The organism is Chitinophaga arvensicola, assembly GCF_900110835.1.
GTDB lineage: Bacteria > Bacteroidota > Bacteroidia > Chitinophagales > Chitinophagaceae > Chitinophaga > Chitinophaga arvensicola.
Genome location: NZ_FOJG01000002.1, coordinates 2,039,277 through 2,065,873 on the forward strand (window position 1 = coordinate 2,039,277; position 26,597 = coordinate 2,065,873).

At 44.6% G+C, this 26,597-nt stretch carries 23 protein-coding genes and 1 tRNA gene; 11 read left to right on the forward strand and 13 right to left on the reverse strand.

Annotated elements, in window-relative coordinates; genetic code table 11:
* Positions 1-10 precede the first annotated feature (10 nt).
* From BMW79_RS25555 to BMW79_RS25575, 5 genes are all read right to left on the reverse strand, one after another.
* Positions 11-2,818: an NPCBM/NEW2 domain-containing protein gene (locus BMW79_RS25555; protein WP_089899777.1), complete on the reverse strand. Its 2,808-nt coding sequence runs from the start codon at positions 2,816-2,818 to the stop codon at positions 11-13.
* Between the two features lie 71 nt (positions 2,819-2,889).
* A complete protein-coding gene (locus BMW79_RS25560; protein WP_089899780.1) occupies positions 2,890-4,617 on the reverse strand; it encodes a RagB/SusD family nutrient uptake outer membrane protein in 1,728 nt (575 codons plus the stop codon).
* A 20-nt stretch (positions 4,618-4,637) separates the two neighbouring features.
* Positions 4,638-7,817, reverse strand: a complete 3,180-nt coding sequence (locus BMW79_RS25565) for a SusC/RagA family TonB-linked outer membrane protein (protein WP_089899783.1) — start codon at positions 7,815-7,817, stop codon at positions 4,638-4,640.
* An 82-nt stretch (positions 7,818-7,899) separates the two neighbouring features.
* Positions 7,900-8,919 carry a FecR family protein gene (locus BMW79_RS25570; protein WP_089899786.1) on the reverse strand — a complete coding sequence of 340 codons (1,020 nt, stop codon included), beginning with the start codon at positions 8,917-8,919 and terminating at the stop codon, positions 7,900-7,902.
* 57 nt (positions 8,920-8,976) lie between these two features.
* Positions 8,977-9,525 (reverse strand): RNA polymerase sigma factor, encoded by a 549-nt coding sequence (locus tag BMW79_RS25575; RefSeq protein WP_177192330.1) that lies wholly within the window; start codon positions 9,523-9,525, stop codon positions 8,977-8,979.
* A 386-nt stretch (positions 9,526-9,911) separates the two neighbouring features.
* Between BMW79_RS25575 and BMW79_RS25580 the strand changes: the two genes are divergently transcribed.
* Positions 9,912-10,292: a nuclear transport factor 2 family protein gene (locus tag BMW79_RS25580; protein WP_177192331.1), complete on the forward strand. Its 381-nt coding sequence runs from the start codon at positions 9,912-9,914 to the stop codon at positions 10,290-10,292.
* 186 nt (positions 10,293-10,478) lie between these two features.
* On the opposite strand, the gene BMW79_RS25585 is transcribed toward BMW79_RS25580, so the two are convergent.
* The gene (locus tag BMW79_RS25585; RefSeq protein ID WP_089899797.1) at positions 10,479-11,714 is read right to left on the reverse strand and encodes an MFS transporter; all 1,236 of its coding nucleotides are present in this window, start codon (positions 11,712-11,714) and stop codon (positions 10,479-10,481) included.
* Positions 11,715-12,059: 345 nt separating this feature from the next.
* Here BMW79_RS25585 and BMW79_RS25590 point away from each other — a divergent pair, with 345 nt between their 5' ends.
* The 3 genes from BMW79_RS25590 to BMW79_RS25605 all read left to right on the forward strand — a co-directional run bounded on the left by BMW79_RS25590 (position 12,060) and on the right by BMW79_RS25605 (position 15,965).
* Positions 12,060-13,109, forward strand: coding sequence for a serine hydrolase domain-containing protein (locus tag BMW79_RS25590; RefSeq protein WP_089899800.1), 1,050 nt, complete (start codon positions 12,060-12,062; stop codon positions 13,107-13,109).
* A 214-nt stretch (positions 13,110-13,323) separates the two neighbouring features.
* Positions 13,324-14,178 (forward strand): VOC family protein, encoded by an 855-nt coding sequence (locus tag BMW79_RS25595; RefSeq protein WP_089899804.1) that lies wholly within the window; start codon positions 13,324-13,326, stop codon positions 14,176-14,178.
* A gap of 788 nt (positions 14,179-14,966) precedes the next feature.
* A complete protein-coding gene (locus tag BMW79_RS25605) occupies positions 14,967-15,965 on the forward strand; it encodes a PDDEXK nuclease domain-containing protein (protein WP_089899809.1) in 999 nt (332 codons plus the stop codon).
* A 154-nt stretch (positions 15,966-16,119) separates the two neighbouring features.
* On the opposite strand, the gene BMW79_RS25610 is transcribed toward BMW79_RS25605, so the two are convergent.
* The 3 genes from BMW79_RS25610 to BMW79_RS25620 form a co-directional block, all read right to left on the reverse strand.
* A tRNA-Lys gene (locus BMW79_RS25610) sits at positions 16,120-16,195 on the reverse strand.
* Between the two features lie 150 nt (positions 16,196-16,345).
* Positions 16,346-17,533 carry an acyltransferase family protein gene (locus tag BMW79_RS25615; protein ID WP_089899812.1) on the reverse strand — a complete coding sequence of 396 codons (1,188 nt, stop codon included), beginning with the start codon at positions 17,531-17,533 and terminating at the stop codon, positions 16,346-16,348.
* 89 nt (positions 17,534-17,622) lie between these two features.
* A complete protein-coding gene (locus tag BMW79_RS25620) occupies positions 17,623-18,324 on the reverse strand; it encodes a hypothetical protein (protein WP_089899815.1) in 702 nt (233 codons plus the stop codon).
* Between the two features lie 123 nt (positions 18,325-18,447).
* On the opposite strand from BMW79_RS25620, the gene BMW79_RS25625 reads away from it, so the two are divergent.
* The 3 genes from BMW79_RS25625 to BMW79_RS25635 all read left to right on the forward strand — a co-directional run bounded on the left by BMW79_RS25625 (position 18,448) and on the right by BMW79_RS25635 (position 21,092).
* A complete protein-coding gene (locus BMW79_RS25625; protein ID WP_089899818.1) occupies positions 18,448-18,879 on the forward strand; it encodes a hypothetical protein in 432 nt (143 codons plus the stop codon).
* Positions 18,880-18,909: 30 nt separating this feature from the next.
* Entirely contained in the window at positions 18,910-20,208 is a 1,299-nt protein-coding gene (locus tag BMW79_RS25630; RefSeq protein ID WP_143059269.1) for a hypothetical protein, read from the forward strand.
* Between the two features lie 107 nt (positions 20,209-20,315).
* Positions 20,316-21,092 (forward strand): hypothetical protein, encoded by a 777-nt coding sequence (locus tag BMW79_RS25635; RefSeq protein WP_089899826.1) that lies wholly within the window; start codon positions 20,316-20,318, stop codon positions 21,090-21,092.
* Positions 21,093-21,150: 58 nt separating this feature from the next.
* Here the strand turns inward: BMW79_RS25635 and BMW79_RS25640 are convergent, their stop codons facing one another.
* The gene (locus tag BMW79_RS25640; RefSeq protein ID WP_089899829.1) at positions 21,151-21,618 is read right to left on the reverse strand and encodes a hypothetical protein; all 468 of its coding nucleotides are present in this window, start codon (positions 21,616-21,618) and stop codon (positions 21,151-21,153) included.
* Positions 21,619-21,753: 135 nt separating this feature from the next.
* A complete protein-coding gene (locus BMW79_RS25645; protein ID WP_089899832.1) occupies positions 21,754-22,575 on the reverse strand; it encodes an alpha/beta fold hydrolase in 822 nt (273 codons plus the stop codon).
* Between the two features lie 174 nt (positions 22,576-22,749).
* On the opposite strand from BMW79_RS25645, the gene BMW79_RS25650 reads away from it, so the two are divergent.
* Positions 22,750-23,079, forward strand: coding sequence for a hypothetical protein (locus tag BMW79_RS25650; protein WP_218150443.1), 330 nt, complete (start codon positions 22,750-22,752; stop codon positions 23,077-23,079).
* A 42-nt stretch (positions 23,080-23,121) separates the two neighbouring features.
* On the opposite strand, the gene BMW79_RS25655 is transcribed toward BMW79_RS25650, so the two are convergent.
* Positions 23,122-23,511: a DUF1801 domain-containing protein gene (locus BMW79_RS25655; RefSeq protein WP_089899835.1), complete on the reverse strand. Its 390-nt coding sequence runs from the start codon at positions 23,509-23,511 to the stop codon at positions 23,122-23,124.
* 245 nt (positions 23,512-23,756) lie between these two features.
* On the opposite strand from BMW79_RS25655, the gene BMW79_RS25660 reads away from it, so the two are divergent.
* The 3 genes from BMW79_RS25660 (at position 23,757) to BMW79_RS25670 (ending at position 25,596) form a co-directional block, all read left to right on the forward strand.
* On the forward strand, positions 23,757-24,203 hold the full coding sequence (locus BMW79_RS25660) for a MauE/DoxX family redox-associated membrane protein (RefSeq protein WP_089899838.1): 447 nt from the start codon (positions 23,757-23,759) through the stop codon (positions 24,201-24,203).
* A 10-nt stretch (positions 24,204-24,213) separates the two neighbouring features.
* Complete coding sequence (locus BMW79_RS25665; RefSeq protein WP_089899841.1) at positions 24,214-25,266, forward strand: hypothetical protein; 1,053 nt, start codon at positions 24,214-24,216, stop codon at positions 25,264-25,266.
* 66 nt (positions 25,267-25,332) lie between these two features.
* Positions 25,333-25,596 (forward strand): DUF6520 family protein, encoded by a 264-nt coding sequence (locus BMW79_RS25670; protein WP_089899843.1) that lies wholly within the window; start codon positions 25,333-25,335, stop codon positions 25,594-25,596.
* A gap of 55 nt (positions 25,597-25,651) precedes the next feature.
* On the opposite strand, the gene BMW79_RS25675 is transcribed toward BMW79_RS25670, so the two are convergent.
* Entirely contained in the window at positions 25,652-26,530 is an 879-nt protein-coding gene (locus tag BMW79_RS25675) for a DMT family transporter (protein ID WP_089899846.1), read from the reverse strand.
* Between the last annotated feature and the right edge of the window lie 67 nt (positions 26,531-26,597).

Sequence of the window (26,597 nt, forward strand, 5' to 3'; positions counted from 1 at the left end):
CCTGCGTTTATCATTCCACCACCAGCCAGGTGCTGCTATTGGCAGGGATGGTGATATTTACGATTGCTTCTTTCTTTGCGTTTAGTGCAAAATGCCTTGCAGGTGCGCCCTGTATGCTGATCTTTGCGTTGTTACTCAATCCGGCATAGTATAAAGGTAATTTAATGGTCCGGGTAATGGGCTCACTAAGCGGATTAAAGAACATGGCAAAAGCCTTTTGTTTTAATTGCGGATCAGCGTGCATAAATCCATCCCAATCTCTGCCGGTAGGACGTTGTAAGTGAATGATATCCGCATTGAGGATCTCCCGGTATTTTTTATAGTGCGCCACCTCTTTGATCACCAATGCCCTTGTGGCTTCCGTATCATAAAGACGGTTTCCCCTGTAACAGGCCTGTATACCAGCACCATAATTTTGCTTCATGTGCGCTTCGTACGCATCCAGATGGTCTGCGAGGGGCTCCAGTGTAGCGGCGGCGCCTCCACCATGGTATTCCACCAGCGGCACAAAAGTCCAGTTCATAGCCGGGGTTCTGGTCCAGGTACCGTCATAGTTATTTTGTCGGCCTAATACCAGTTGCTGTTCACGTGGTAAAGACCAGTTCACTTCTTTATAACCGACGGATACCTTATTGCTGCCAGATAAAAAGTAAAAATCAGGGAGGTTCAGATAGATACCTTTCTTTCTTAAAGCTTTATAAAAAACAATACTCTCTTTCCACTGATTCCATTGGGAATCACCATATCCGTGATGTCCGGGATGATCTTTTGATGCGCAGAAGTCGCCGGGATAAGGCCCGTCATGCTCCAGCAGATCAAATCCTGTTTCAGCAAAAAACTTGTTTATTTTCTGCAGGTAGGCAATCCCCCATTTACTACCAAGACAAGGAGCATTTCCAAATCTGGCACCTCCCGGCTTTCCTGTAGTAACGTCTATCACATCATTTTCCGCATCGATGCTACGGCTCGAAAACAAAGAGTATCCTCCTATTTCAATGCCTTTAGCGTGCGCATAAGCGGCAAGCGATCTGAATTTTTCTATGTTCCGGGCGCTGGTATCTTCCATATTCAATCCACTTCCAAAGCTCAGGATAATCATTTCATAACCGGTGGTCTTACATTGGTCAACGGCCTGTTTAACAACCTCGGGGTTAGTAGAAGTGAGGTGTAAGAAAATAGGATTTTCCGTAGCCCAGGGCGCCAATGTGCGGTACATTTTCCTTTGACTGAGACCATTTCGCTCCCTGTCTGTTCCATCTAAAGCCAAAAAGTATGTATTGAATGTTACCATATGCTGCCCCTGTTCCAATATTTGCTCAGGGCCCTTTGCCGGCATACTTTTCACCACGCAGGGCGTCATTAGGTTATAATCTGCCTGGGAGGTGTAGGTTTTATCTGTTTGCCAGAAAATTGATTGATCAGAGCCTTCATAGGTAAAGCCGTCGAACGCATAATCGTTTTCCAGGTGAAAATCAGGCTTCAACCATTCCTGTTTTCCGGAAGGTGAATTTGATGGTTCGCTGAAGGCGATTGTTTCGGCAGTAAAATGGTTTACCTGTATCTTTTTATCACCCTGGTTATTTATTTCCAGCCATTTTGAAATGAGTGGTATGCCGTCATAAATTTCATAGTGTACTGCCACCGAAATACCTTTAAGATCCGGATGTTCATAATAACAGGTCAGTTCCTTACCGCTGGCTTTCCACTGTGAACTTGCCAGCCATCTTTTGCTGGTCCAGGGTATTTTCTGTTTGAGTTCACTTACCTTAAACGTTTTGAATAAAAAGGAATGAGGTATAACATTCATCTTATCCAACCAGTCCGGCAATAAATAAGCCTGATCAATCTGACCGGTCAGGCCACCTACCGGATAATTTATGCTGTCGATCATTACATCGGCTTCCGGTTTTATTGCACGCAGATATTCCTCACCAGTCACGAGGTTTCTGATGCTGGTGGTGGCCATATTTGCACCGACATAAAAAGTTCTGCTGATCAGGCCATTGCTCAGGATTACCTGCTGATTACCTATCCGCGAAACAGCAGCTTTCTGTGCCGGCTTTTGGATTAACCAATCTGTAGCGGCGACTGATGGCTGCGCAACTGGTAACGATAGCAGCAGGGCAGATAGCTGGCTATTAACACCATTTTCATGAGGCTTATTTTTTGACAACTGATGCTCGTCGATCAGCTCCGGTTTAAATCCGGGTTGCATAATAACGGCAGCATTGGCCAGATCCGCGATGTCGCCGCTGATACCATTGCCACCATCTGTAACTGAAAAACGAAGTGCATCTATTCCTGAAATATCCACTTCCACATGCACCGGTTTATCTCCCTGCCTGAGGATACCTGTGGACAAGATCTGTTTGTCATCACCCAATAGCGTAAATACAATACTTCCCGGGGCAATACTTTGAACATCACGACCTACGCCGGTTAAGTTTTTCCGGTTGGTTGTTTTGTCCGTATGATAAAATGTTTTTGTACCGTCGGTTGCGGTAAGAGACTCCATACCAGCTGGTTCCAGGTTACGGTTATCTTTATCATCTACCCCGATATCGGCAACAAACCGGATACCTTTTCCCTTCAAACTGATAATGCCGGACGCCGGTGCATGTACGCTGATACCATTTTCGTAGATCTTCTGATTCATCTTCATTTTCCTACCGGTCATAGAGGCATTTGCTACCGGGGAAAAAATGTCCTGCCTGATGGTGCCGTTGTTTAAGCCGGAAAGGAATTGTGGCTGTTGTGCCAGCGAGAGCATGCTGCAGCCCAGCAGGGATACAGTCAAACCTGATAGATATCTTTTCATGTGTAGTAAGTAACTTGAATAAAATCAGTCAGGTCCGTTGCTCAGGACCTGACTGGCAGTTTCATCTGCGATTATTGCAGCGGATCAAATGTTCCACCGTCCCAGCCTTTTGTTTGCTGCAGGTTGGGATTTTTCTGGAGATGATCCTGCGGGATCGCATAGAAATAATATTCGTCTTTATAATTAATTACATTGTTGGGGTCCAGCAATTTTGGTGTTTCGCTAAAATAGCTGAAGTAATCGGTGTTCAGGTTGATCGTACCGGTGGCATATGCGGCAAAGAAATCTCCCGCTTTACCACCAAACTTGATTAACCTGATATCCAGTCCTGTGCGTTTTTTGCCATTTAAAACGGAGGCATATAGTCTGCGTCTTCTCAGGTCCTGATCGCGTTTACCTTCAAAAGCCAGTTCCAGCCTTCTCTCTGTAAGAATAGCCGCTCTCATTTCCTCTTTCGACATATTGGCTTTCAGTCCGTAGTGACCGTCGGTACCTGCGTCAATACCGGCCCGTTTCCGGATGGCAGTTATCATATCGTACCCTGTTTGTACATTACCTGTTTCATTAGCCGTTTCTGCATAGTTCAGCATCACCTCGGCCAGTCTTATTTCTATCCAATCGGTACCGCTATGCTCTGCATCAAATGGTTTATACCCTTCAAAAACTGTTTTCCTGGTGTAAAAGCCGGAGAAGGTTCCGCCGATGGCTTCTCCCCCGCTGAACGTCCATTGGATGCGTCCTGTTTTCCCGGAAAGCGCCCAGGCATCTCCATTATGCACTACTGTGGTAGCGAAGCGCGGATCACGGTTGAGCCAGTAAGCCTGGCTGTTGTAACCTGATCCCGGTGTAGTAACCGGCAATCCGTTTTTCATGGGGAATGCATTTACCAGTTCCAGCGATGGCTGATCCCCACCGGTGTAATTCTGTGATTCTTCCAGTGGCCGGATGCTGGCATCATGGGTTTGCGGGCGACCCGGATAACTGAATCGTGTTACCATGATTGCTTCTGTATTGCCGATACCTTCTACAAACCAGAGGTTTCTGAAATCTGGCATCAGGGCATTTCCATATTTTGTGAGTGAATCCATTGCGGCCTTGTTCGCATTGTAGGCAGTCTGCCATCTGGATGGATCCTGGGTTGGATTAAATTGTTCGGAGGCATAGTGTAGCAGCACTCTTCCTTTAAACGCCAAAGCCGCACCGCGTGTAATTCTGCCGGCATTATCCGCATTCCAGCTGGTTGGCAATAACGCCACCGCATTGTCGAGATCCTTTACAATCTGCGCAATACACTCTGAAGTTTTATTGCGGGATACGTTCAGATTATCTTCCAGGTTCTGTGGGGTAAGAATAATGGGAACTCCTCCGTATCTGCTGACCATCTGGAAATAAAGCCAGGCGCGAAGAAAGAGGGCCTGCCCCACGAGTGTATTCTTATCGCTTTCCGTGAATGGTGCAGCGGGCACCTGTTGCAACAGGAGGTTGATGCTCCTGATATCCGCGTAAGGCCAATAGTTAATTGAATTAACGGTGAGCTGGCCAAACAGCACGTCTCCTCCTCCACTGCCCTCATCAGATACATGGTAAGTAGCATCGGGCCAGTTGGGTAATACATTCAGGTATATATTGTTCAGAAAAGCGGTACTAAGGTTGAGGTCTGTCCATACTTCACCACTGGGGATAGCTCCCAGATCAGGTTTATCCAGCACTTTTGTGCAACTCATTAATCCGGAAACTGCCATTGCGATGCCGATGGCAAAAGCAGGGATGGAATTTTTATAGCTAAAAAATCTATTCATAGTAAGAAGAATTGTGATTTTTATAAGGTAACATTTACACCAAAAGTATAATTGCGGTTCAGCGGATACGACACCAGGCTCTGGGCTTCAGGGTCATATACTTTGATGTGGTCTTTCAGGAGAAACAGGTTGGAACCATTCAAAAACAGGCGGACACTTTTAAAGGCCGATTTGTTTTTTTGCAAAGGCACAGACCATCCCAGGTTAAGATTTTTAAGCCGGATAAAAGAAGCATTATCCAGCCAGAAGGTGGATGCGCTGCCTCCTCCTCCCTCATCTACATAGATGGGGTATTTCCCGTTTGGATTTTCCGGAGTCCAGTGATCTTTCCAGAATGTAGCACTTCCTGATTCCTGGGTAAGCCATTGCGCACTATTCAACACTTGTGCGCGCATTTTGTAGTAATTACCGGTACCCTGAATCAGGAGGTCTATGCTAAACGATTTCCAGGTAGCACCAAGATTCAGATTGTAAGTAGATGGCGGGGAAGAATATTTAGCAATAAATTCCTGGTCATTTACGTCAATTTTACCATCCGGTTTATCGGACGTAGCACCGCGTATGTCTCTGAAGTTAAGCATCCCCAGTTTTGGCACTGCACCGTTAATAGTGTAGCCTGGTGGCAGGGCGTCAATATCTGCCTGTGTACGGAGGATATCTGTGGCGATGTAGCCCATTATGCCTCCTTGTGGCCGCCCGAGTTGATTCTGATAGTCCCTGATATTCTGGGCCTGATTGATACGTACCTGTTTGTTTACAGCGTAACTGTAATTAAAGCCTGCGTTAAATGCAACATCCTTAGTGATTGACTTCCTGTAATCCACGCTTATTTCATAACCTTTGGATTCCATAGCGCCAAAATTTACAAGCGGATAGGTAGCGCCCCAGGTAGTTGGGACACTGGCGCCGATATCACCGAGGATATCATTTCTTTTAGTCATAAAGCGTGTAGCAGAAATATTTACACTGTTATTGAACAAGCTGGCATCGAAGCCGATGTCGATGGCCTGTTTTTTGGCCCATGTAATATCGGCATTAGGATATGCCCCCAGCGAAATGCCATTGGAGATATTGCCAAAGATGGCACCTGGCACTTTCCGGTAATACTGCTCCCATTGTAAGGTGGTGTTTTGTGAACCATCTGCATTCAGATTAGGCTCTTCGCCTGTCATACCAAAGGAAGCTCTGAATTTGAAATCATTTACAAAGGAGATCTTGTCTTTAAAAAAGGGTTCGTCGCTGATGCGCCAGCCTACAGATACTGCCGGGAACAGGGCATAACGATTACTTGGAATAAAATATCTTGATCCCTCGTATCGAAAAGATCCTTCCACGAGATATTTGCCGGCATAGTTATAGCTCAAACGACCGAATGCTGCTAAACGGCCATCATCGAACTCACTGCCGCCAACACTATAGTTCAAGGGGTCGCTGCTGGCGAGACTTAACTGATCAAGCTTCCGGGAAAGGACAAACTGGTTCCTGGCATTAAACGCATCATTGTTGGTTTCACTTTGCTCATACATCGCCGTAGCGGAAATATTATGTTTCCCGAATGATTTATCATAATTGATATAGAAATTCAACTGGTAAAACGATCCGGCATTATAAGTTTCGTTAATCGCGTTTCCATCGTTCCGTTGCTTGGTGCGGGTAAAATCTATTTCATCTCCAACGAGATGATTGTTGTCGCCAAACCGGTTAGTGATATAGAGATTATAAGGTAAATTAAGCGTTTTACGGAAATCGTGGCGGGTATAGTTGGCGTAGGTAGCCCTGAGTTTTAGTCCATCTACCAGGGATGACAAGTTATAGTTTACATCCACCATTGCCTGGTAGTTGCTCCACTTTTTACGATTATATCCTGTATTCCCGTTGATCACTTCTCCCGGGTGCCACGCCATCAGCGTACCTACGGGATAGCTTTTACCATTGAAATCCACATAATCGGGGGCCATTTTACCCCTGGTCAGCAGGCCTTTATATAAATCCGGCATATCATCATTATCATAGTCATACTCCCAATAAGGTTTCTGATCGTTCCTGATATCTGTGGTAAGATTCAATCCTATATTAAGATCCCTGGTAATTTTAGCATCCATCTTAGCGCGGATGTTATACTTTTGATAGTCGATATTATCAAATGAACCGGTTCCTTTATAAAAGGATCCGCTGACAAAATAATTAATCTTGTCACTGGCGCCGGATATATTGGCGGTAGTTCGGTATTCGGTGGGGCGCTTATAGTATTTCTTCAGCAGATCAACATTATGGGTTTTCCAGTATTCTACTTCGTCGTTCGTATAATACCTGGAATCTGAGAGATAGCCGGTAGGATTTATCTGCTTCAGAATATCGTTCTGGAACAGCGCTTCATCGTAAGCACTCAGTGTTTTAGGCTGTATAGTGGGTTCATTGATACTGTAGCTGGAGATCACATTTATCTGGGGCGGTCCGGTGATCCCTTTTTTTGTGGTTACCACGATAACGCCGTTGGCACCACGTACGCCATAAGCCGAGGCGGAGGCGCCGTCTTTCAGCACGGATATATTGTCCACTTCAGAAGCATCGAGGCCATCGAAGGCAAACTGATCTGAGATCACGCCATCAATCACAAATAAAGGGGGTTTGGCGGGGCCGAATCCATCGTAGGCACGTACGCGTATACTCGACGATTTACCGGGTTTTCCGCCGGACTGGGTAATAACCAGGCCGGGAACCCGTCCTGCAAGGGTTTGGGCTAATGTGGCGGCGGGGACTTCCACCACATCTTTTCCTTTCATGGTGCTTACACTCTGCAACAGATTCCGCTTGCTGCTCTTACCATAGCCCAATACCACTACTTCTCCGAGTTCGGCATTTGTTTTAAGACTGATGATCAGCGAAGACTGTTCTGCCGGTTTCAGCATAAAATTATCGATCGACCAGGTTTTATAACCAATATAAGAAACGCTGATCTGGTAAGGAGATCCCGGCACCAGGTCTGTAATAGCAAACTTTCCCTCGGTATTTGTTAGTGCTGATTTTTTCTTTTGTGGATCGTTTTTGGAAGTCACTGTAACAGTGGCAGATATTAATGGCGTGCCTGTTTCATCCTTCACAACGCCTGCAATCTCGGGCGTTTGTGCCTGTACCATGGCGGTACAGACCAGTATGAAAAACAAACTGAAAAACAATTTTTTTGTAATTCTTTTTTGCATAGTGTTGAATTTATTTTGGTTTTCGGGCAATAGAAGCCCCTTCCCCCCGAATGGGGTAAATGCAAATTTCAATTGGCACTAATTATTTTTTAATCAGGAAACCGTCGTCGGTCTTGATAGCTGTTAATTTGTTCACTTCTGTTACGTCTTTCAATACCTGGTCAAGTGGAATTTGTAGGTCTATTGTTCCTGTAAAAAACATTGTTTTTATGGCTGCTTCATCGCAGTTTATCTTCACTTTATAGTGTTGTTCCAGCTTATAAAAGACATCTGGCAAAGGCGTCTGCATAAAATTGATGGATAGGGAATCCATGAGTGGAATAGCTGCCTGCTTTGCTACTACCTTCACTTCTCCGGTTGCTTTATTAAGGACCAGCGCCTCTCCTGCCGTCAGCACCTTACTAAAGGAAGGCATTGCTGTGGCCGAGGAAATGTTTTGTACCAGCACTTTCCCTGTGTGTAGCTTTACACTGATAGTACCGCCTCCTTCTATAGCTGTAATGGTAAAGGAAGTTCCCAACACGGTGGTGGAAATCCCTCCGGCATATACAATGAAGGGACGCTGCTTATCGGGTGATACATTAAAATAGGCGCTTCCTTTTAAGTAGACCTCCCTCTTCTTTTTGGCAAAATCCCTTGCATAGCTGATTTCAGCTCCGGGATGTACTTTTATTTCTGAGCTATCGGGCAATACGACTGCCACATTTTTATTACCATAGTTATAGGTAGATTTCCACTGTGCTACGTGGGCTTCTTCTTTTTGATTTTTTTCATTTTGTGCGATTTTAGGAATTGGCCGCGTTTTCATAAACAGGAAAGTACCTACAGCTATCAATACAATAATAACCGCCGCTGCTGCCGCATATCTGAGCCAGTGCAACCGCCTTACTTTGGGGAAGGTGTTTGCTGCTATCGCTGCAAAAAGTTGATCAGTCTTTTCCTGTGATAACGGTGCATCTTCCACAGCATCCCATTCTTCTTTGGTGAGCAGGTGATCGGGTAGCAGATCTACCTCGCATAAAAACGAATTTATCGCTTGTTGCTCTTCCGGCGTGCATTGGCCTTTAAAATATTTATCCAGCAGTTGATCGGTTATATTCATATCTCACCTCCTAATACGATCGTACTTAACAGATACCCGTAATCAATAAAAAAAAATTTAAGAAATATGATGCGCGAGGCAAATGACAATGGTGGCGCCCGCATAACCACCCAGTTGTTTTAATGCCAGTGAGATGTGTTTTTCCACTGTGCGGGGGGAAATCGAGAGGCGGGCTGCTATCTCCGCATAGCTGTACCCTTCTATCCTGCTCAGGATGAATACCTGTCTGCGCGTGGGCGGCAAACGGTCCAATATAGCCGAAAGTTGCTCGTTTGCTTCATAAGTGACTGGTGAAACGGCGGTATCCGGGGCATGATCCCGGTAATATGATCTCAGATTCCTTTCTTCTGTAGCTACTTTTTTAAAATGATCCAGGAGCGTTGTTTTGGCAATCCGGAACAATTGTATATCCAGGCTGATATCCGCTGTCAGTGTATGCCGGAAGCGCCAAAGTTTTATAAAGGCCAGTTGTGTCAGTTCATCTGCTAATTCAGTAGAGGCAGTTTTCTTAATATAGTAGGCGTATATTTTTTTGTGACTTAGTTTAAATACCGTTTCGAAAGCCACCGGATCATCATCTATAATATTTTTAATATGTTCCTGCATCAGGTACCAGATACGCTTGTTTAGTGTTGAAAATTGGCGGGATGATGCTGTTAAAATAAGTATTTTTTTATTAACCCGAAATAAAATATGAGGCACATTCATCAGGCCAGGATCAATTAAAGGACTGTCTGAATGCTAAAGGAGAAACTTTGCTTTTTGTTTTGAATAATTTACTGAAAGATGGCTTCCTGCCTCCAATTCTTTGAAATTCACAATTATTCATTTGATAACACCAACCGGTAAACAGCGGGAGGCCATACCTTCATATCATGAAAACCATATGCAGTCACTAGTGCAAAGGAAATCCTATGGATCATCCCGATCCCCACAGCACATTTACAGCAAGGGTTTTACAATTGAACAATCACCAAAGTTTTAAAAAAATCATGAAAACTGCAGCAAGCAAAAGTAGCCTGGAAGAGGAAAAGCATTTGATCCTACTTACTCTTAATGATTATCTTCAAGGGCGTCCGGTAAAAGACATCGATAGGCTCCGGAGGGCGTTTTACGCCGATGCGTATATCAGGACCGTCATAGACGGCAAGTTGGTTCAATGGACACTGCCGCAATACCTGGAGCTGGTGGCGCAGGCTACATTACAGGAATGCCAGCCCGAACTCCTTTCCTATACCTGGGATGGAGATACCGGGTCTGCCCAGGTGCAGTTGACTTTTGCTACGTTTCGGTTCATTGACCGGTTTAACCTGGTAAAGTTAGACGGGAAATGGCTGATCGTGGATAAGATCTCTTACCGGGAAGACTTATAGTGAGAAGTATCGCACAATAGTTCCTTTCTTATAGAGCGAAGTGATTCCGGAAAATTCTGTGCGGCTTTATAGCCTAACATACAAAAAACCGCTGGTACGGCGGTTTTTTGTATGTTATTGTGATCTGTGTGGTACGGCAATTGAACTCGCTATTCAGTGGATTTGGTACATAAGGCACCTTACCTGTTAATGTGCTTCTATTCCTCCAGGCGCCACAACTGCCTTTCTTTGCCAAAAGAATAAAAAGGTAAACAAGACGATCAGTATAACCGGGAAAGTGATCATATTTACCAGGGTGGCCTGGCCTGCAGCCAGCTCCAGCGCTCCACCCGTAAGACCCTCAGAGGCTTTTTCTATCCTTGCTGCATCTATCCAGCTTCCAATAAATGGTTGAAAAATCGCTGTCGAGAACATCCCTATTCCACCAATAATGGACATTCCTAAAGCACCGCTTCCAGGCACCCGCTGTGCCACCGTACCTACCATCACCGGCCAGAAATAACATACCCCCACGGCGAATATAACAGTAGCCACATATGCGAGCGGCCCTGTTACGGTACTAAACATATAGATACCAATAGTGGCCAGGATAGCTGACACCAACAGCACGCCCGTTTGGCCCAACATGCCAACTACCGGACCGGCAAAAAATCTTCCCAATGCCATCAACCCGGTGGTAAGGGCAAGGATCAACATAGGACTGGCGCCGCTATTACTCATAATAACACTTACCCACTGATTGGGGCCAAACTCTGTAATGGCGGTAAAGGCCATACAAATAAACAGGAATATATACAGCGGGCTAAGCATCGCTAAGAAATGCTGTGAAAGGGAGCCCCTGACCTCTTCTTTTCTTACCACAAAAGTTTTCCCATAAAACAAAACAGCATATATAACAGTGGGCACCATCGTCACCCACATCTGCGCCTGCCATCCGAAATGAAGATCAGTCATAAACTTGGAGATCAGTGATCCGATCACAATTCCTCCGGGGAACCACATGTGGAATCTGTTCAGCATCTTATTCATATCACGACCAGCATAGGCATCTGCGATCAAAGGGTTGCAGGCTGCTTCCGTACATCCGTTACCAAACCCGATGAACAGCGTGGATACCAGGAGGCTGGCATATCCGCCAGAAAATATAGTCATCAGAATGCCAATAGTATGTGTAACAAATGCTACCTGCATAATTCTTTTCGGACCAAAAGAATGATATACCAAACCGCCAATGATCATTGAAATAGGAAAACCTAAAAAGAACATGAGGTTAATAAACCCCAGTTGCTCTGCGGTAAGTTTAAACTGAATACCAAGTTGAGGTAAAATACCTGCCCGGATAGAGAAGGTAAAGGCAGTGGTAATTAAAGCAAAACAACTACCGGTAAACAGCGCACCTTTGTTAATTTTATCGTTGGTCATAGATGTGGATTTTAATTTCAAAACGGGAATATGAAAAAGCTTTATAGAAATAAGGAACTACAGTTCCCTAAACATATCTAATCTTTGTTATAAATAAAAGTACTTGGCTTGCATATTTTCGATACTATATTAGCCCATCCGGGGTAAAATGTATTGAGAAAGCGGTTTTGGCCAATGCCAAATGCATACAAATAATCAATTTTTATACTCAAAATATTTCTATATTAACCATTAGAAAACTGGTCCAAAAGATTCCAAGCCACCTGAGAATAACAGGAGCAGTTTTCCTGCACTTACTAAGCTATCGTGATGTTGGCGATATAGGTCATCTTCATAAATTTAAAAATGAAACATACAAAGCGATTACTTAGTATAGTTATGCCAATCGTTGCGGTAATCTGCTCAGTCGTATTTATACCCTGGGAAGCGGTATGGTTATGGGCAACACCGCTACCAGATACTGTTCAGGAACAAGTTGACAAGGCAATTGGTCGTACTTTCGACGGCATTATTGTTTATATAGATACAAAAGGAAGCAATCCTGAATTTTATGCTGCCGGTTGGAAAAACAGAGAGCATAAAGTTAAAGCCGATCCGCACGCATTATTCAAAATTGGCAGTATCAGCAAGTTATATATCGCGGCCGCTGCCGCCAAATTGGTAAATAACAAGCGTTTGTCGCTGGATAAAACACTTGCTGCGTATTTGCCTGAATTTGCGGGAAGAATTGAAAACGCAGACCAGATTACACTGAGAATGTTACTTCAACATCGAAGTGGTATCCCGGATTTTATTGACTCACCCAAGCTTCCGTGGGACAAACTGCCGGCGGACGCCAACGGGTTTCTAAAGCTGGTATTAGATAAACCAGCCGATTTTAAACCGGACAGTCGTTACCGTTACTCCAATACAAATTATCTGTTAATTGGTGATATTCTCGATAAAACATTAGGATACAGCCATCGCCAATATATAAAAAAGGAAATATTGGATCCTCTTGGTCTAACCCACACTTATGGCCTGCTTAATGAAGTGGACTTAAAAGAAATGGTCAGCGGGTACTATATTGGATATAACGGAGATTTAAAAACACAAAATTTTGTATCCCCTGGTGGATCGATGGTTGCAACGGCGCAGGATGTTGGAATTTTTCTGAGGGCGTTGAATGATTCATCATTACTTAATGGGGATGAACAGGCCATTTATTCTTCGATCTATGCGTACGAACATACCGGCTTGTTACCTGGTTATTCAAGCATTGCACGCTATTATAAGGATATTGACACCGTAGTTATTGTGTTCGTGAATACAAGCGGGGGAAACTCCTGGGCGAAACTGGAAATAGTATATAACCGTATTGTTCGCATTCTACATAAGCAATTGCCCAAACGATAAGAAATTGTAGTGCTTGAAATTGCCATTTATGTAACCTTCTGATAGTATAAGAGTCATTATATGATGATACAAACGAAATTATGCGGCTCCATCTAACACCACCTAACATTGATCAAACGCAACAAAGCATAGCATTTAAGGTTAGTAACGGTTAGCACAATTTAATATTTACCCTGTTACAGAGGAATATTTAATATACATTTATACCATCCTTATGAGAAGATTAATCCTCACTCTATGTATTCTTTTAAATCTTAAGCCTGGCCATAGCCAAACCAGATCAGTCCTTATTACAGGACTCGATCATATCCCTGTAGTGGTTCATAACCCCGATAATGTTGCAGCTTTCTATAAATTGATTGGCTTCTCAATCAAACCAGGAAGGCGTCACCCCAATAGTATCAGAAACCAGCATATCAAATTTCAGGATGGTACTGAACTGGAGCTGATCACGGCAGACACTGCCAAAGATGAGCTATCGACTGAATACTGCAATATGCTAAAAACAGCAGAGGGACCGGCGTTCATCGGGTTATTCAGCAAAAATATTCCGGCAGTGGAAAAGCAATTAGCTACCGCCTATAAGCATCTCGAAGCTGATAACAACGCAGTGTCCTTTGCTCTGTCATCCTCATTGCATCCCCTGTTTATTGGCCGTCGTAACCTTTCACCGACAGATAAACCGGAACATTTTGCGCACCCTAATACTGCCTGGGGCCTGATAGCTGTTTGGCTGGCCCCCACCCATACAGATGATTACAAAAATGTGTTGCAGACCCTGGGAGTGCCATTGCAACAGAAACAGGTAAACTTTCATGGAGTGAACGTAAATGCGAAGATCGGCTTACTTTCGGAAGGAACAATCTACATCCTGCCGCCGTCCTACCAGGTAATTAAGGGAAGGCCCATCATAGGCGTCACTTTAAAGGTAACAGATCTTTCGACCGTTCAGTCCTGCCTGCAAAAATCCAGCATCAAAGCAATAAAATCAGGTAACAGTATCTTCCTCCCACCTACCATTACGCATGGCTTCTGGCTGGAATTTACAGAAGTGAAGAAGATAAAGTAAAAACAGATTGTATTAAGACAGCCGAAGATAATGGTTTAGCATCAGCATGACTGAAACTGGAGACGAAGGGGTAGTTATAGGTCTAAGAATAGAATTGACCTCATGATACTCGAACCACTCTTAAGGTTTATAATGAGGTAGTTGAATAAAATTCATATTAAATACAGAAAATTAAAAAAGGCTTCAAGTTACATGACTTAAAGCCTTTCTAATTTGCTTGTGATCCCTATGGTACAGAAATCGAACTTTCTCCTATGCTATATACAGGCATTGCTGTCTGTAAGTCCTTAAATCCAGCGCCGATAAATCGATGCACCTAAAGCGACCCATAAAAATGTTTGGTCAATGACGCAACTCGAGATTAATATTAAAACCAATCATCATTTAATACAAGGAAAAGCGGATCACAACTTCGAATCAACCGAAGTGGAATATGCGCTGCGCGATTTGAATAAACCTATAGGTATAAGTTCCTTTGAACTCTCCGAAATTATACCAGACAGCTTGAAAACAACTACCTACTGTTGAAGAGATGGATAGAGAATTAATAGACGAGTAAAAAGGTATTCAAACAAAAAAGCGCGATACATTCTTTCGAATTGTATCATGCTTTCGGGATCCCTGTGGTACAGAAGTCGAACTCATTATTTTTTGACTTAAAGTCTTATATACGCTATAATACCAGATATTAAAATACATTTGCGGACCCGTTCTTGTACTCATTTTATATAAAATAAAGCCACTATATTAACATCGCTTAAAGTATATTTGCTTTGCAACTTTTTCATATGGAAATACTGGAACAAAAATACAAACAACTTGTTTCCGGAATAGGACAGTTGTTAGCCACCGGGAGGGAAAACGCAGCTCAGCAGATAAATACTATTTTAGTATATACCTATTGGGAAATTGGTCGATATATTGTAGAATATGAACAAAAAGGAAACGAGAAAGCTGAATACGGAAGCCAGTTATTTGACAAGCTATCCAAAGATCTCACTACCTCTTACGGAAAAGGATTCAGCAGATCCAATCTTTTATACATGAGAAAATTATACAATAACTTTCCAATACGTGAGACGCTGTCTCACAAATTGACATGGAGCCATTATTTTGAAATCCTCAAATCAGATTCAGATCTGGAAATTAGCTTTTATGCCAAACAATCCGAAAAAGAAAAATGGAGTGTAAGGGAATTAAAACGGCAAATGAAAAGCATGCTTTTTCATAGGCTCGCTTTAAGTACCGACAAAGAAGGGATTTTACGGCTGGCCAATGAAGGACACGAAGTACAGCAGGCTGAAGATTTATTGAAAGATCCATTTGTATTGGAATTCTTAAATATTCCCGAACAACACCTATATCTTGAAAGCGAATTAGAAGAAAAACTCATTAATAACCTTCAACACTTCCTCTTAGAATTAGGGAAAGGGTTTGCCTTTATCGGCAGGCAATACCGCATGAGTATTGGTGGCAAACATTTCAGACTTGACCTACTATTTTATCACAGAATTTTAAAGTGCTTTGTTTTAATTGATTTAAAAAGAGGGGAAATTGATCATACAGATATTGGTCAAATGAATCTATATCTCGACTATTTTAAAAAGGAAGAGGCATCTGAAGGCGATAACGAACCTGTAGGAATATTATTAGGTGCATACAAAGATCATATCCTGGTTGAATATGCGACAAGTAGTATAACGAACAAAGTGTTGCTAGCTAAATATCAGTTATACCTGCCAGATAAAAAACAGTTAGAAAATGCTTTGAACAAATTACTTGAGTAAATATTAGCAACTTATTAATTATCCCGCTGACCTCAACGCTCATTTCTCTATCGTTACTTATCTTTTACACATTTACCACCAAAAACAAAAAAACCTTGTAGAATCAGCTTCTACAAGGTTTTAATTACGTAAGAGTATTTACTTTTACTCCTGATGGTGATCCCCTTGGGACTCGAACCCAAGACCCATACATTAAAAGTGTATTGCTCTACCAACTGAGCTAGGGAATCGTTTAAAGGGAGCGCAAAAGTATGCATAAATTCTAAACTTCCAAATTTTTATTAAGAAAAATTTGGAAGCCGCTTCCGCACATCATTCCCCGGCGACGTAAAAAAGATTATAAGAGCACGCTAACAATAAAAAGAAACGCGTATACCATTCTATAAATACCTCTTAACAACAGGATTCTTCCTCAGCAGATTCGTTATCCACCAACTGATGATTAGTGACACGGGGAAAGTGATAAAAAACTTCAGTACCGCCGGTAAAGGAGCGTCCAGCAGCGCATACTGGCACCAGATCACAAAAATATAGTGGACAAGGTATATGCCATAAGCATTGGCAGAAAGGGATTTCCACCAACGGCTGCTGTAATTCAAGATACTTCTGAAAGTAGTTAAAAAGGCGATGTTGCTCAGTGTACAGGATAAAATCCAGATAGACCTGTAGATAAGGTTGGCTGGCCATTCTCCGATTTCTTTACGCGCAATCATGTCGGTTAACGGTGCCTCGCTGCCTTTCAGCATCGCATAGGCACCGGCACAGGCAACTACCCAGAAAGGCCAACGTTTTACAAAAGCACTATCTTCCCCAAAAATGCCATTGCTTAATCCTGGCGCCCCGATGATAATGCCCAGCAGAAAATAGCCGAAGTACAGCAGCACCCGGCTTACCTGGAAATCAAAAGGACCGATGCCCGTCCAGATGCCCGGCGATACGAGGGACAATACCGGTATATAAAGCACCCAGCTGAAAATAAACCAGCCCAGGCCAATCTGCCACGGATGTTGCTGCTGTGAAGATAACCACTCCCCTGCCTGTTGCAGACCACGTTTCACAAACGGGTAGCAGCCGGCAAAAATTACGTTGAACACAAACAATACCCAGATAAACCAGGGCGGTCCCACAGGCCAGGCTTCAACAGTGAAGAAGTCTACTACATAGGCTTTCAGATCATGCCGCCCGTAGGCCAGGTAAAAAGCGGGATAGTAAGCCAGCAGCATCAGGATCGTAACACCTATCATAAACGGAATAAACAACCGGTAAAATCTGTCACGTATAAAGATGGCCACGGTTTTTTGCCGGAGACTACCCATCACGAAAATCCCACTGATCAGAAACATCAGCGACATAAAAAAAACATCATTAAAATCCTCGAAGATATCCAGTCCCCTGGATCTGGCAGCATCTACAACAGGATGTGTAGAAGCGATATACGCGGCTTTATTGAAGTAGGCAAAGGTAGTGTAGGCGAGCGACGAATGATGCGCCACCACCAAAACAGTAATAAACGATCGTAGATTATCTACCCAGCTGTTCCTGGCAGGCGGCAATGCCGTATTTGTCATGATGCTTAGAAATTATGGACCTTTAACGTGAAAAGAGAAACCAATGCGGCTCATTTAAACAAGATACTCAAAATAACGAAGGAAACAGCTCAATAGGTAATCTCTCCCTTACTGGTGAAAGGCACAAAATTATCCAGTACCGGCAACGGACTTACCGGGATCACGCGATTTTCCACCTCACTTTTACCGGTACCATCAGGCGCTTCTTTGTAGCGGATATATTGCCCGGTAGAAAGATTGTACTGTTCTTCTGATACAGTATTGATATCCTCCAATTGATCCTGGCTGAAACCAATCAACTCAAAATGTCCGTGCTGATAACGGAAAATATGATGCACATTGGAGTGGATCAGGGAAGTATGAATATCGAGCGTACCTTTTTTGATCACCACTTCATCGAAACGGTGCCCTTCATTCATTCCATCGGAGCCCAATGGATACGTAGCCTCAATCACGTGGTCTGCCGTCACCACGGAGGTATAGGTACCATCCGCATGTCCGAAGAAAACCTGCAACCGGTAGGGATGCGTATTATCTGTGGTATCCTGCTGTACAGTTACAGAATCTGCAATACCATCTTTATCAAGATCCCCGATAGCTTTGCCCGCAAGATAATTATACAACGATTGTGCGGTAGCGGTATCCGGCGTATTATCCGCCGGCAGCGTAGCTGCTTCCTGTGGTGCAGCGCCGGGTGCCGTCGGGTTTTCGTGAGGTAAGCAGCTATTAAGGGCGGCGACAAACAAAACCAGGATCAATATCCCGTTGGGTTCCAAAAAAGCTCGGGGCATATGGTGAAATGTTTATTTCGGCTAAGGTACAAAAAGCACGGAAATTGTTACCTGCCATCCCGATTGTAACATTACGCAGTAACGGGCCGTTATACAGCGTAATCATTAAAAAATTGCTCGTCTATGAAACTATTTTTTACTTCTTTGTTGATGCTGACCTTAATGGCTGTAAGCTGTAAAAAAGATAAATTCGTCCCCTCTGCTGATCCGCTGACAGGTACCTGGGAATTAACTTTTTCTGCTTCCATCATGGGGCCTGCTTCAAACCATGCCCCTGGCAATGGCAACCTGCTGAAATTCTCTGCCGGTAATCATTTCAAAAGAAATTACGGCACCGGCACCATTGGCGATAGTGGCATTTTTCACTTAAGCAGCGATTATCCACGTTACGATAAAAAGAACCGCGTAAACCTGATCCGTTTCGGAGACGCACAAAGCATGTCTATATTTTCAATTGTACAGGACACCCTGTTTATGTCTTCTTATCCTTACGACATCAACGGCAATGAACTGATGGACGGCGGAGAAGCCCGGTATGTACGGATAAAGGATTAACCGATATTTTGACTATTTTTGATGCCATCTATGCGTATCATAAAAGTCTTGTTATGCCTGTTAACCATCTGCCAGACAACAATGGCGACAGATGCAGCCCTGGCAAAAATTCTGGAATCACTTACCCCCGGACAAAAAACTATTCTTTATCAATATGGTACCTTAAGTACCTATGCTGATAGCACACAGGCCGCGCATTTCTGGCAGGAACATCAGCGGGAACTTCCGCTGCTAACTCCTCAACAGGCCGATGTGCTGGCAACAGAACTATTATCGAATACGGAACTGGTATACACCATGAAGAAGCCCTCGCGCCTGCTGGCGCTGAGGGGCGTATTCACTGCTTCACGGCTATTACTTGGACTGGCAGCACTCATTGGTGCGTATGCACTCATCACGCTATTGGGTAAATATATTCCCGGCTTACTGAAATGGCTGATCAGGTATTTCTCACCCGCCTTCCGGTGGCTGTTCTCTCCCCGCATGCTTACCTGGGAACTGTTTATCATCGGCGCTGCAGGCGTTTATTTCGGGCCGCAGATACCCGACCTGGTGATCCGGACCATTGTAATCCATGCCGGTTTATTCCTGGCATGGGCGCAACTGACGGCGGTTTTCACCTGCAAGGATCTCTTCAGGCACTACAAAGAGGAGATCATGCATACTTTCACTCATGCGGATAAACCCTTCAAGGCATTTCTGTATGTATCTGTTCCGGCGATCATTACTTCACTGGCTATATTATGGGTCATCCGGGAATGCCCCGATAGCTGGTACCGGTATGAAGTGGCGGTACCTGCGATGATCGCTGTATTTACCCTGCCTCCTTTGCGTCGCATGGAACGTATTTTCAGCCGTTTGATTTTTCCGTTTGCTACCAGCCAGGTAAAAGTAAAAGACCAGCGTGTAGGCGCTTACGTAGTTATAACCCTGGTAGTATGGGTGGTAATGCTGCTATTGCCGGTGATCCCCATGGAATCTTTACTGGTACTGACAGTATTTCTGGCCGGTGCCCTTTTACTCCTGTCCATCGAAGACCTGGTTCGCTGCGGCATCAAAAACTACATATGGCTACAACTGCTTACATTGATATTTCTCTGTGCCGCGATTCTGACGGGTTCGCAGCTGGGTATGCTGCTCCTGGCCTGGACGGGCCTGGGTGGGCTGCTCGTATTTGTACTCATCAAATATTGGGAAATACCTATGTTACTGGGCTGGTCCTGGAAAAATAAAAAAGCCTGGGGCGCACTCGGTATGGCATTACTCATATGGGGCATTGCGGTGTTGATCCGTTCCCGTCCGGAATGGTTTGCATTGTTTCCGGGATAATCAGGGCAAACTTTTGATAGTAGCAGACATAAACGAAATCGGGCGTTTTCTGCCGATTTTGATAATTATTTGTATATATTCGTCATTATCAGAAGACAAAATGCCATATGAAAGGATACGCTTTAGTAGTATTTTTACTCGTTTCATGTTCCGGCTTTGCCCAGAACACCATCAATAATTACAAATATGTACTGGTGCCGGAAAGATTCAGTTTCGCCAGGGAAAATGACCAGTACGGATTAAACAGCGTGGCCAAATCGCTGCTGGACGAGAAAGGATTTACCACCTATTTCGACAATTCAGAAATTCCGACCGAAGTGGCCGGCAATCGTTGCAATGCCCTGATCACAGAAGTGGTACAGAAAAAAGGACTGTTTGTTACCAACCTGACGGTTATCCTGAAAGACTGCAAAGGCAACGTCATTTTTAAAAGTAAGGAAGGAAAAAGCAGGGAGAAAGAATTTGCGACCTCTTACAATCTTGCACTGAGAGATGCCTTTACTTCGCTGAATGATGTACCGTATGCTTATGTACCAGCGCCTCAGCAAGCAGCTCCGGCAGTACAGGCAGGCGTGGTACCAACCTCGCCGGTGGTTACGCCAGCTGCCACGGCACCTGCCGCACCCGTTGCCACTACACCTGTGGTAGCAGAAGTGAAAGAGGCCGCCGGCACCCTGTATGCACAGGCAACTGCAAATGGTTACCAGTTGATTGACACCTCTCCTAAAATCGTTTTAACCCTGCTCAAAGCATCCGTAGCAGATTACTTTATTGCCAATAACGGCGCTTCTCACGGAATAGTGCTGAAAAAGAACGGGGATTGGTATTTTGAGTATTACAAAGACAATAAACTGATTTCAGAAAAACTGCTGATTAAGTTTTAATCAGCAGGGAATACACATAAAAAAGCCTTCAGATCAACTGGTCTGAAGGCTTTTTTTATTAATATACTTCCAGGATAAGCGTATCTGTTTTATTAAAAAGAAAACGCTCTCCTGCCTTTTTGTGCAACAGTAACTTCGCCAGTGGTGTAAAGGGAGATAGGAAAAATATGGTCTGGTCGCCTACTACCTGTTTACCCAATCCGGCTGCAATAAAAAAGGCCTGATCCCGGCAACGCACAAAGGCGCCGGTTTGGGCGGATGTATAAACAACAGCGGTATTCACCTCCTGTAAACGGGCCAGCTCCTTTACATGTTCTGCCAGCTGACGTGCATACATATCTTTCTCCAGGTGCCCCATCGCCCTGCCGGTTTCGTATTTATCCCCTGCGGAACTTTTCCCTTCGCTGTTAGCCGCCTCCTGGGCGTTATCAATGGCCGATTGGGCCATGGCTATACGTGCTGCTATCAGTTGCTTTCCTGCCTGCTTTAAACCGGTTTTAAAGGCGATCATTTCCTCGCTTGTCATACTTCATGGATTGAATCCCGGTCAAATTAAGAAAAAATCCCTTTCCAGGCGGACAAAGAAAAGCGTGATCCATTGTTGCAAATGGTATCACGCTTACTGATGTAATGGGAAAGTAGTAAAAGTGGAAGGGGTAACTTAAGACTTAATAAACGCCAGCAAATCCTTGTTGATGGTAGCCGATTCTGTAGTAGGCATACCATGCGGGAAACCGGGGTAGGAAATCAGTTTACCATTTTTCAGCAAAGCAGCTGCCTTGGGGGCAGAAATGGGATACGGCACGATCTGGTCATCTTCACCATGCATGACCAGTACCGGAATATCCACGCTTTTAAGATCTTCCGTAAAATCAGTTTCAGAAAACGCCTTGATACAGTCGTAATGAGCTTTTATAGCGCCGGCCATGCCCTGCCGCCACCAATTGTCTCTCACGCCCTGTGATATTTTTGCGCCCTCCCGATTGTAGCCATAAAAGGGAATGGTGAAATCCTGGAAATACTGAGGCCGTTGGGTGGCGGTATTTTCCCGTATTTCGTCGAATACGCTCAGCGGTACACCATCCGGGTTTTTATCGTTTTTAACCATCAGCGGTGTTACGGCACTGATAAGTACGGCTTTGGCCACCCTGCCTTTTCCATGTTTGGCCACGTAGCGGATTACTTCACCACCACCGGTAGAATGCCCTACGTGGATGGCGTCTTTGAGATCAAGCGCTTTGGTGAGTTCAGCCACATCAGCAGCGTAGGTATCCATATCATGCCCCTCCGCCGTTTGACCGGATCTGCCATGACCTCTCCTGTCATGGGCTATCACCCGGTACCCCTGCGCGAGGAAAAACATCATCTGTCCGTCCCAATCATCGCCGGACAATGGCCAGCCATGATGAAAAACAATAGGCTGGCCTGTTCCCCAGTCCTTGTAATAAATTTCAGTTCCATCTTTTACTGTGATCTTGCTCATTGGTTTAAATTTTTATTTTTGATTTTTAGGATCCCGTTACTTTAAACACAGGCAATGCGCATGTTGTTCATAAAAAAAAAACATCATTGTCCGTTTCCGGACGCTCTTTGCCCATGCCCGGACAGTTATAGAAAAAAACCATACATAAGTGATATAAATTGTATGCTGCCGGATATGGCAGCCTTATTGCGGAAGCGTCTGTATAATACCAACGCTATGAGCCACATCGTCATTCCCATTCCCCCACTCCCGGGTAAACAGGAGATAGAAGTAGAAGTAACAATCAACAACCAGAAGCAACAGCTGCGTTACAGGGTTGAATTATTTTACTGGGACGATTGTTCCAATCCAATGGGACACCGGGCAGATTGTATCAGCGAAATGCTATCGCATCACGATCCCGAATGGATGGTTTACTACATCGGTTCTCCTACAGATAAATTTGTACCGATCACATTTGTGAGCAGGGAAAGCAGGAAGTTGTTACAGAAGGTCAGCGTATAAGGCCGCACTTCATGATGCAGCGTTATCCCCGGAAGAATGCTATTACAGCAATCGTTCCAGCACCCCTTTGCGCTTAACTATATTCTTGTAATCCCATTGAATATTTGCTGATTTCTCCAGCCAACGTTTTAAGAGCACGGTATCTACCTGCTTTACATCCGTGTAACGGGCCTCCGCTGCTTTGAAAGTGCCCTCGGGTTGCAGCTCCTCTTCTTCAAAAGATTGACCGCTCCAAAACAATAAACGTACGGAGTCCTTCAGTTTACTATATCCAACAATCGGATTGCCATTCAGAAACCACACCGGATGACGGTGCCAGATTTTACTCTCCGCATCCTTCAGGTGCGTATCGATTTCCTGCGCCAGCTTTTTGCAGATCGCTTTATCCGCTGGCAGCATCGAATCATTATAGGTTTTTATTTCTTCGTGCATATGGGGTAGGTTTTATCAACTGGAAAACAATAGTATCACAAATAAACTATCCCGCAAAACATATCCTGTATAAAAAATGATCTGCCACTATTGCGATATTTAAAATTATTGCGTAGATTAGGTGAAGAAATAGCCAACGAACAGTGAAGACCCGGGAACTTTCCTAAAAAATAATAAACAATTTATGTTCGCCTGTAGACCGGTCCACCGGTAGTTTGCATTATAAGCCCGTAAATCCACATTCCATGTTAAGAAAAGCCCTTATAGAGACTATCTGTGTCTTATTCATTCTGTTATTCGTTTATACAGCTGTGAGCAAATTCCTCGATTACGAAAACTTCCGCGCTGTAATAGGTCAATCGCCGCTTATTACCCGGTTTGCACCGGTGCTCGCCATTGTAGTACCCATGGCAGAACTGGTGATTGCCTTATTACTCGTACTGCCCGCCTGGAGGCGTGCCGGCCTCTACGCTTCTTTTGCCATGATGGTGCTGTTTACCGTTTACATCATTGTACTCGTTACACTATCTGAACGGATTCCTTGCTCCTGTGGCGGCGTCATCTCTCTTATGACCTGGAAACAACATCTTTATTTCAACATCGTATTTGTAGGATTGGCATTACTGGGGATGTGGCTCTATACAAAACAACCCGGTGAAAATACCACACGCACCAGCCCTGTTCACGCATAACTGATAACCCATGCAACACCCTTTCAGATTTGCCGCAGGCTGTATTGCGGCCTGCCTGGTCCTTGTCCTTATTCTGTACGCTTTTGCAGATAAACCCAACGATCAGAAAAATGGCTTTAACCGTACACTGTTACCACAAACAGCGATCCTGAGCAATTCACTGGAATTGCCCTACCCCGCTTATTATATTGCAGGCTATACGGATCAGCATATTTACTTAGGTAACTTTTCTGCTTCCCTACATCTGCTGGCAGTAAATCAAAACTTAAAGGATAGCCAGCGATTTACACTCAAAATCCCCGCAGGCGACCGCTACGCCTGGAAGCTGGCGCGCGTAATGGTGGACTCTCCCATGGTGTATATGGCAGAAGGCAATACGCCTACGCTATACCAGGGAAAACTGGACAGCTTATCCATGCACCGGTTCCTGTCCGAAAGCTGTTTCTTTAATGTATTGCAAAATATCTCTTCTACTTCTTTCATTTCACGCAGCATTCATGTGGATGAATCAGGCAACAAACAAAATATCCTCGCAAAAATAAAAACAGATGCTCCCCACGTAACACTGGGAGAAAACATTCTCACCAAACAGGTAGATGGTATTTTCTGTACAGACGGTACACTGGACTACGACAAACAATCCGGTAAACTGGTATACCTGTATCACTACAGAAATGAATTTATAACGCTGGATACGAACCTGCACGTAATTTATACGGGCCACACGATCGATACCAACAGCACCGCCAAGATACAGGTCGCCAATATGTCGACCGGCATCAACAAGTTTTCCGCTCCTCCCGGTTACGTTAACAACAGGGCCAGGGTAGCGGACAACCGGATCTATGTGCTTGCTTCGCTGCTGGCCGACAACGACGATACGCAAATCAGGCAACAGCATGAAATCATTGATGTGTATTCACTGGATAACGGGGCATACCGCTACACTTTATACCTTCCATTGAAAGGAAAAGAACGCATCATGGACTTTATGGTAAAAGGGAACCAGTTGTTTGCCTTATCTGAGCGTACACTGAGCGCATACACCATTATAAAAAATTAATAAAACAGGCGAAGCCGAAAACCTGCAGAAAAGAGTAGGCATGCATCCGATCTAAAATTTACTATGATGAACTTCAAGAAAATTGGCTTATCAGTAGCTGCATTTGCAATCGCCATCGCCGGCGCTTTTGCTACCAATGTAAAATTCGCGGAAACGGGTTACACCAATCTCCAACAGGCGCCTGACCAGGGTACTCCCTGCTATGCAAGAGGTTACTGCGCAGGTGGATTCACCACCTGCAGGTATACGCTTTCCAGCGGCGCTACCGTGCAGCTGTTACGCCTCGAATCCAACGGGACATGTAGTAGCACGGTGCTCACACAACCCTGATCAACAAAAACACAGCGCCCTGCAACATTGCAGGGCGCTGTGTTTTGCATCACTCTTATTTTGCAAACCGCTTCGAACCGGCCACACAAAGAATCACACCCACCGTAATACCCACCATACCTATACTCACCTGCTCATGCAATAACACCGCCGCCAGCGTTAACCCAAAAAACGGTTGTAACAACTGCAACTGCCCGATCGCGGCAATCCCTCCCTGCGCCAATCCACGGTACCAGAATACAAAACCAATCAACATACTAAAAACGGAAATATAGGCCAGTCCCATCCAGGCAGAAGTGCCAACCCCGGCAGCCGGCGATGGAAACAGGAAGATCATCAAAGGTCCCATTAAAGGCAATGATAACACCAGCGCCCACGAAATCACCTGCCACCCTCCCAGTGTCTTCGACAGCTTTGCGCCTTCCGCATACCCCAGTCCGCACAATACTACCGCTACCAGCATCAGTATATCGCCTACCGGCGATGCCGCCACACCTTGCGCAATAGCATAACCAATCACCAGCAGGCTACCTGTCACAGCACATACCCAGAACGCCGCACGGGGACGCTCTCCTCCACGTATCACGCCGAATATGGCCGTGGTAAGCGGCAACATGCCCAGGAATACGATCGAGTGCGCCGAAGTTAAATATTGCAGCGCCAGCGCTGTTAACAAAGGGAATCCTATTACCACACCAAATGCAACAATCGCCAACGACGAAAAATGCCGCTTCGCCGGACGCTTCTCTTTGAAAATCACCAGTACACAAAGGGCCAGCAAACCCGCTATCCCGGCACGCGCCGCCGTTAGAAATATCGGGTTCAACTCCAATACCGCCACCTTTGTTGCCGGCAGCGAACCACTGAATATCAGCACCCCGATGAAGCCGTTTATCCAGCCGCTCCCACCTGACAATGATCTGTTACTATCCATTGCTTATTTTTTGTAAAATTAGACATCATGCACCAATAAGCACAGTCTCAGTTTTGCGTATTTTAAT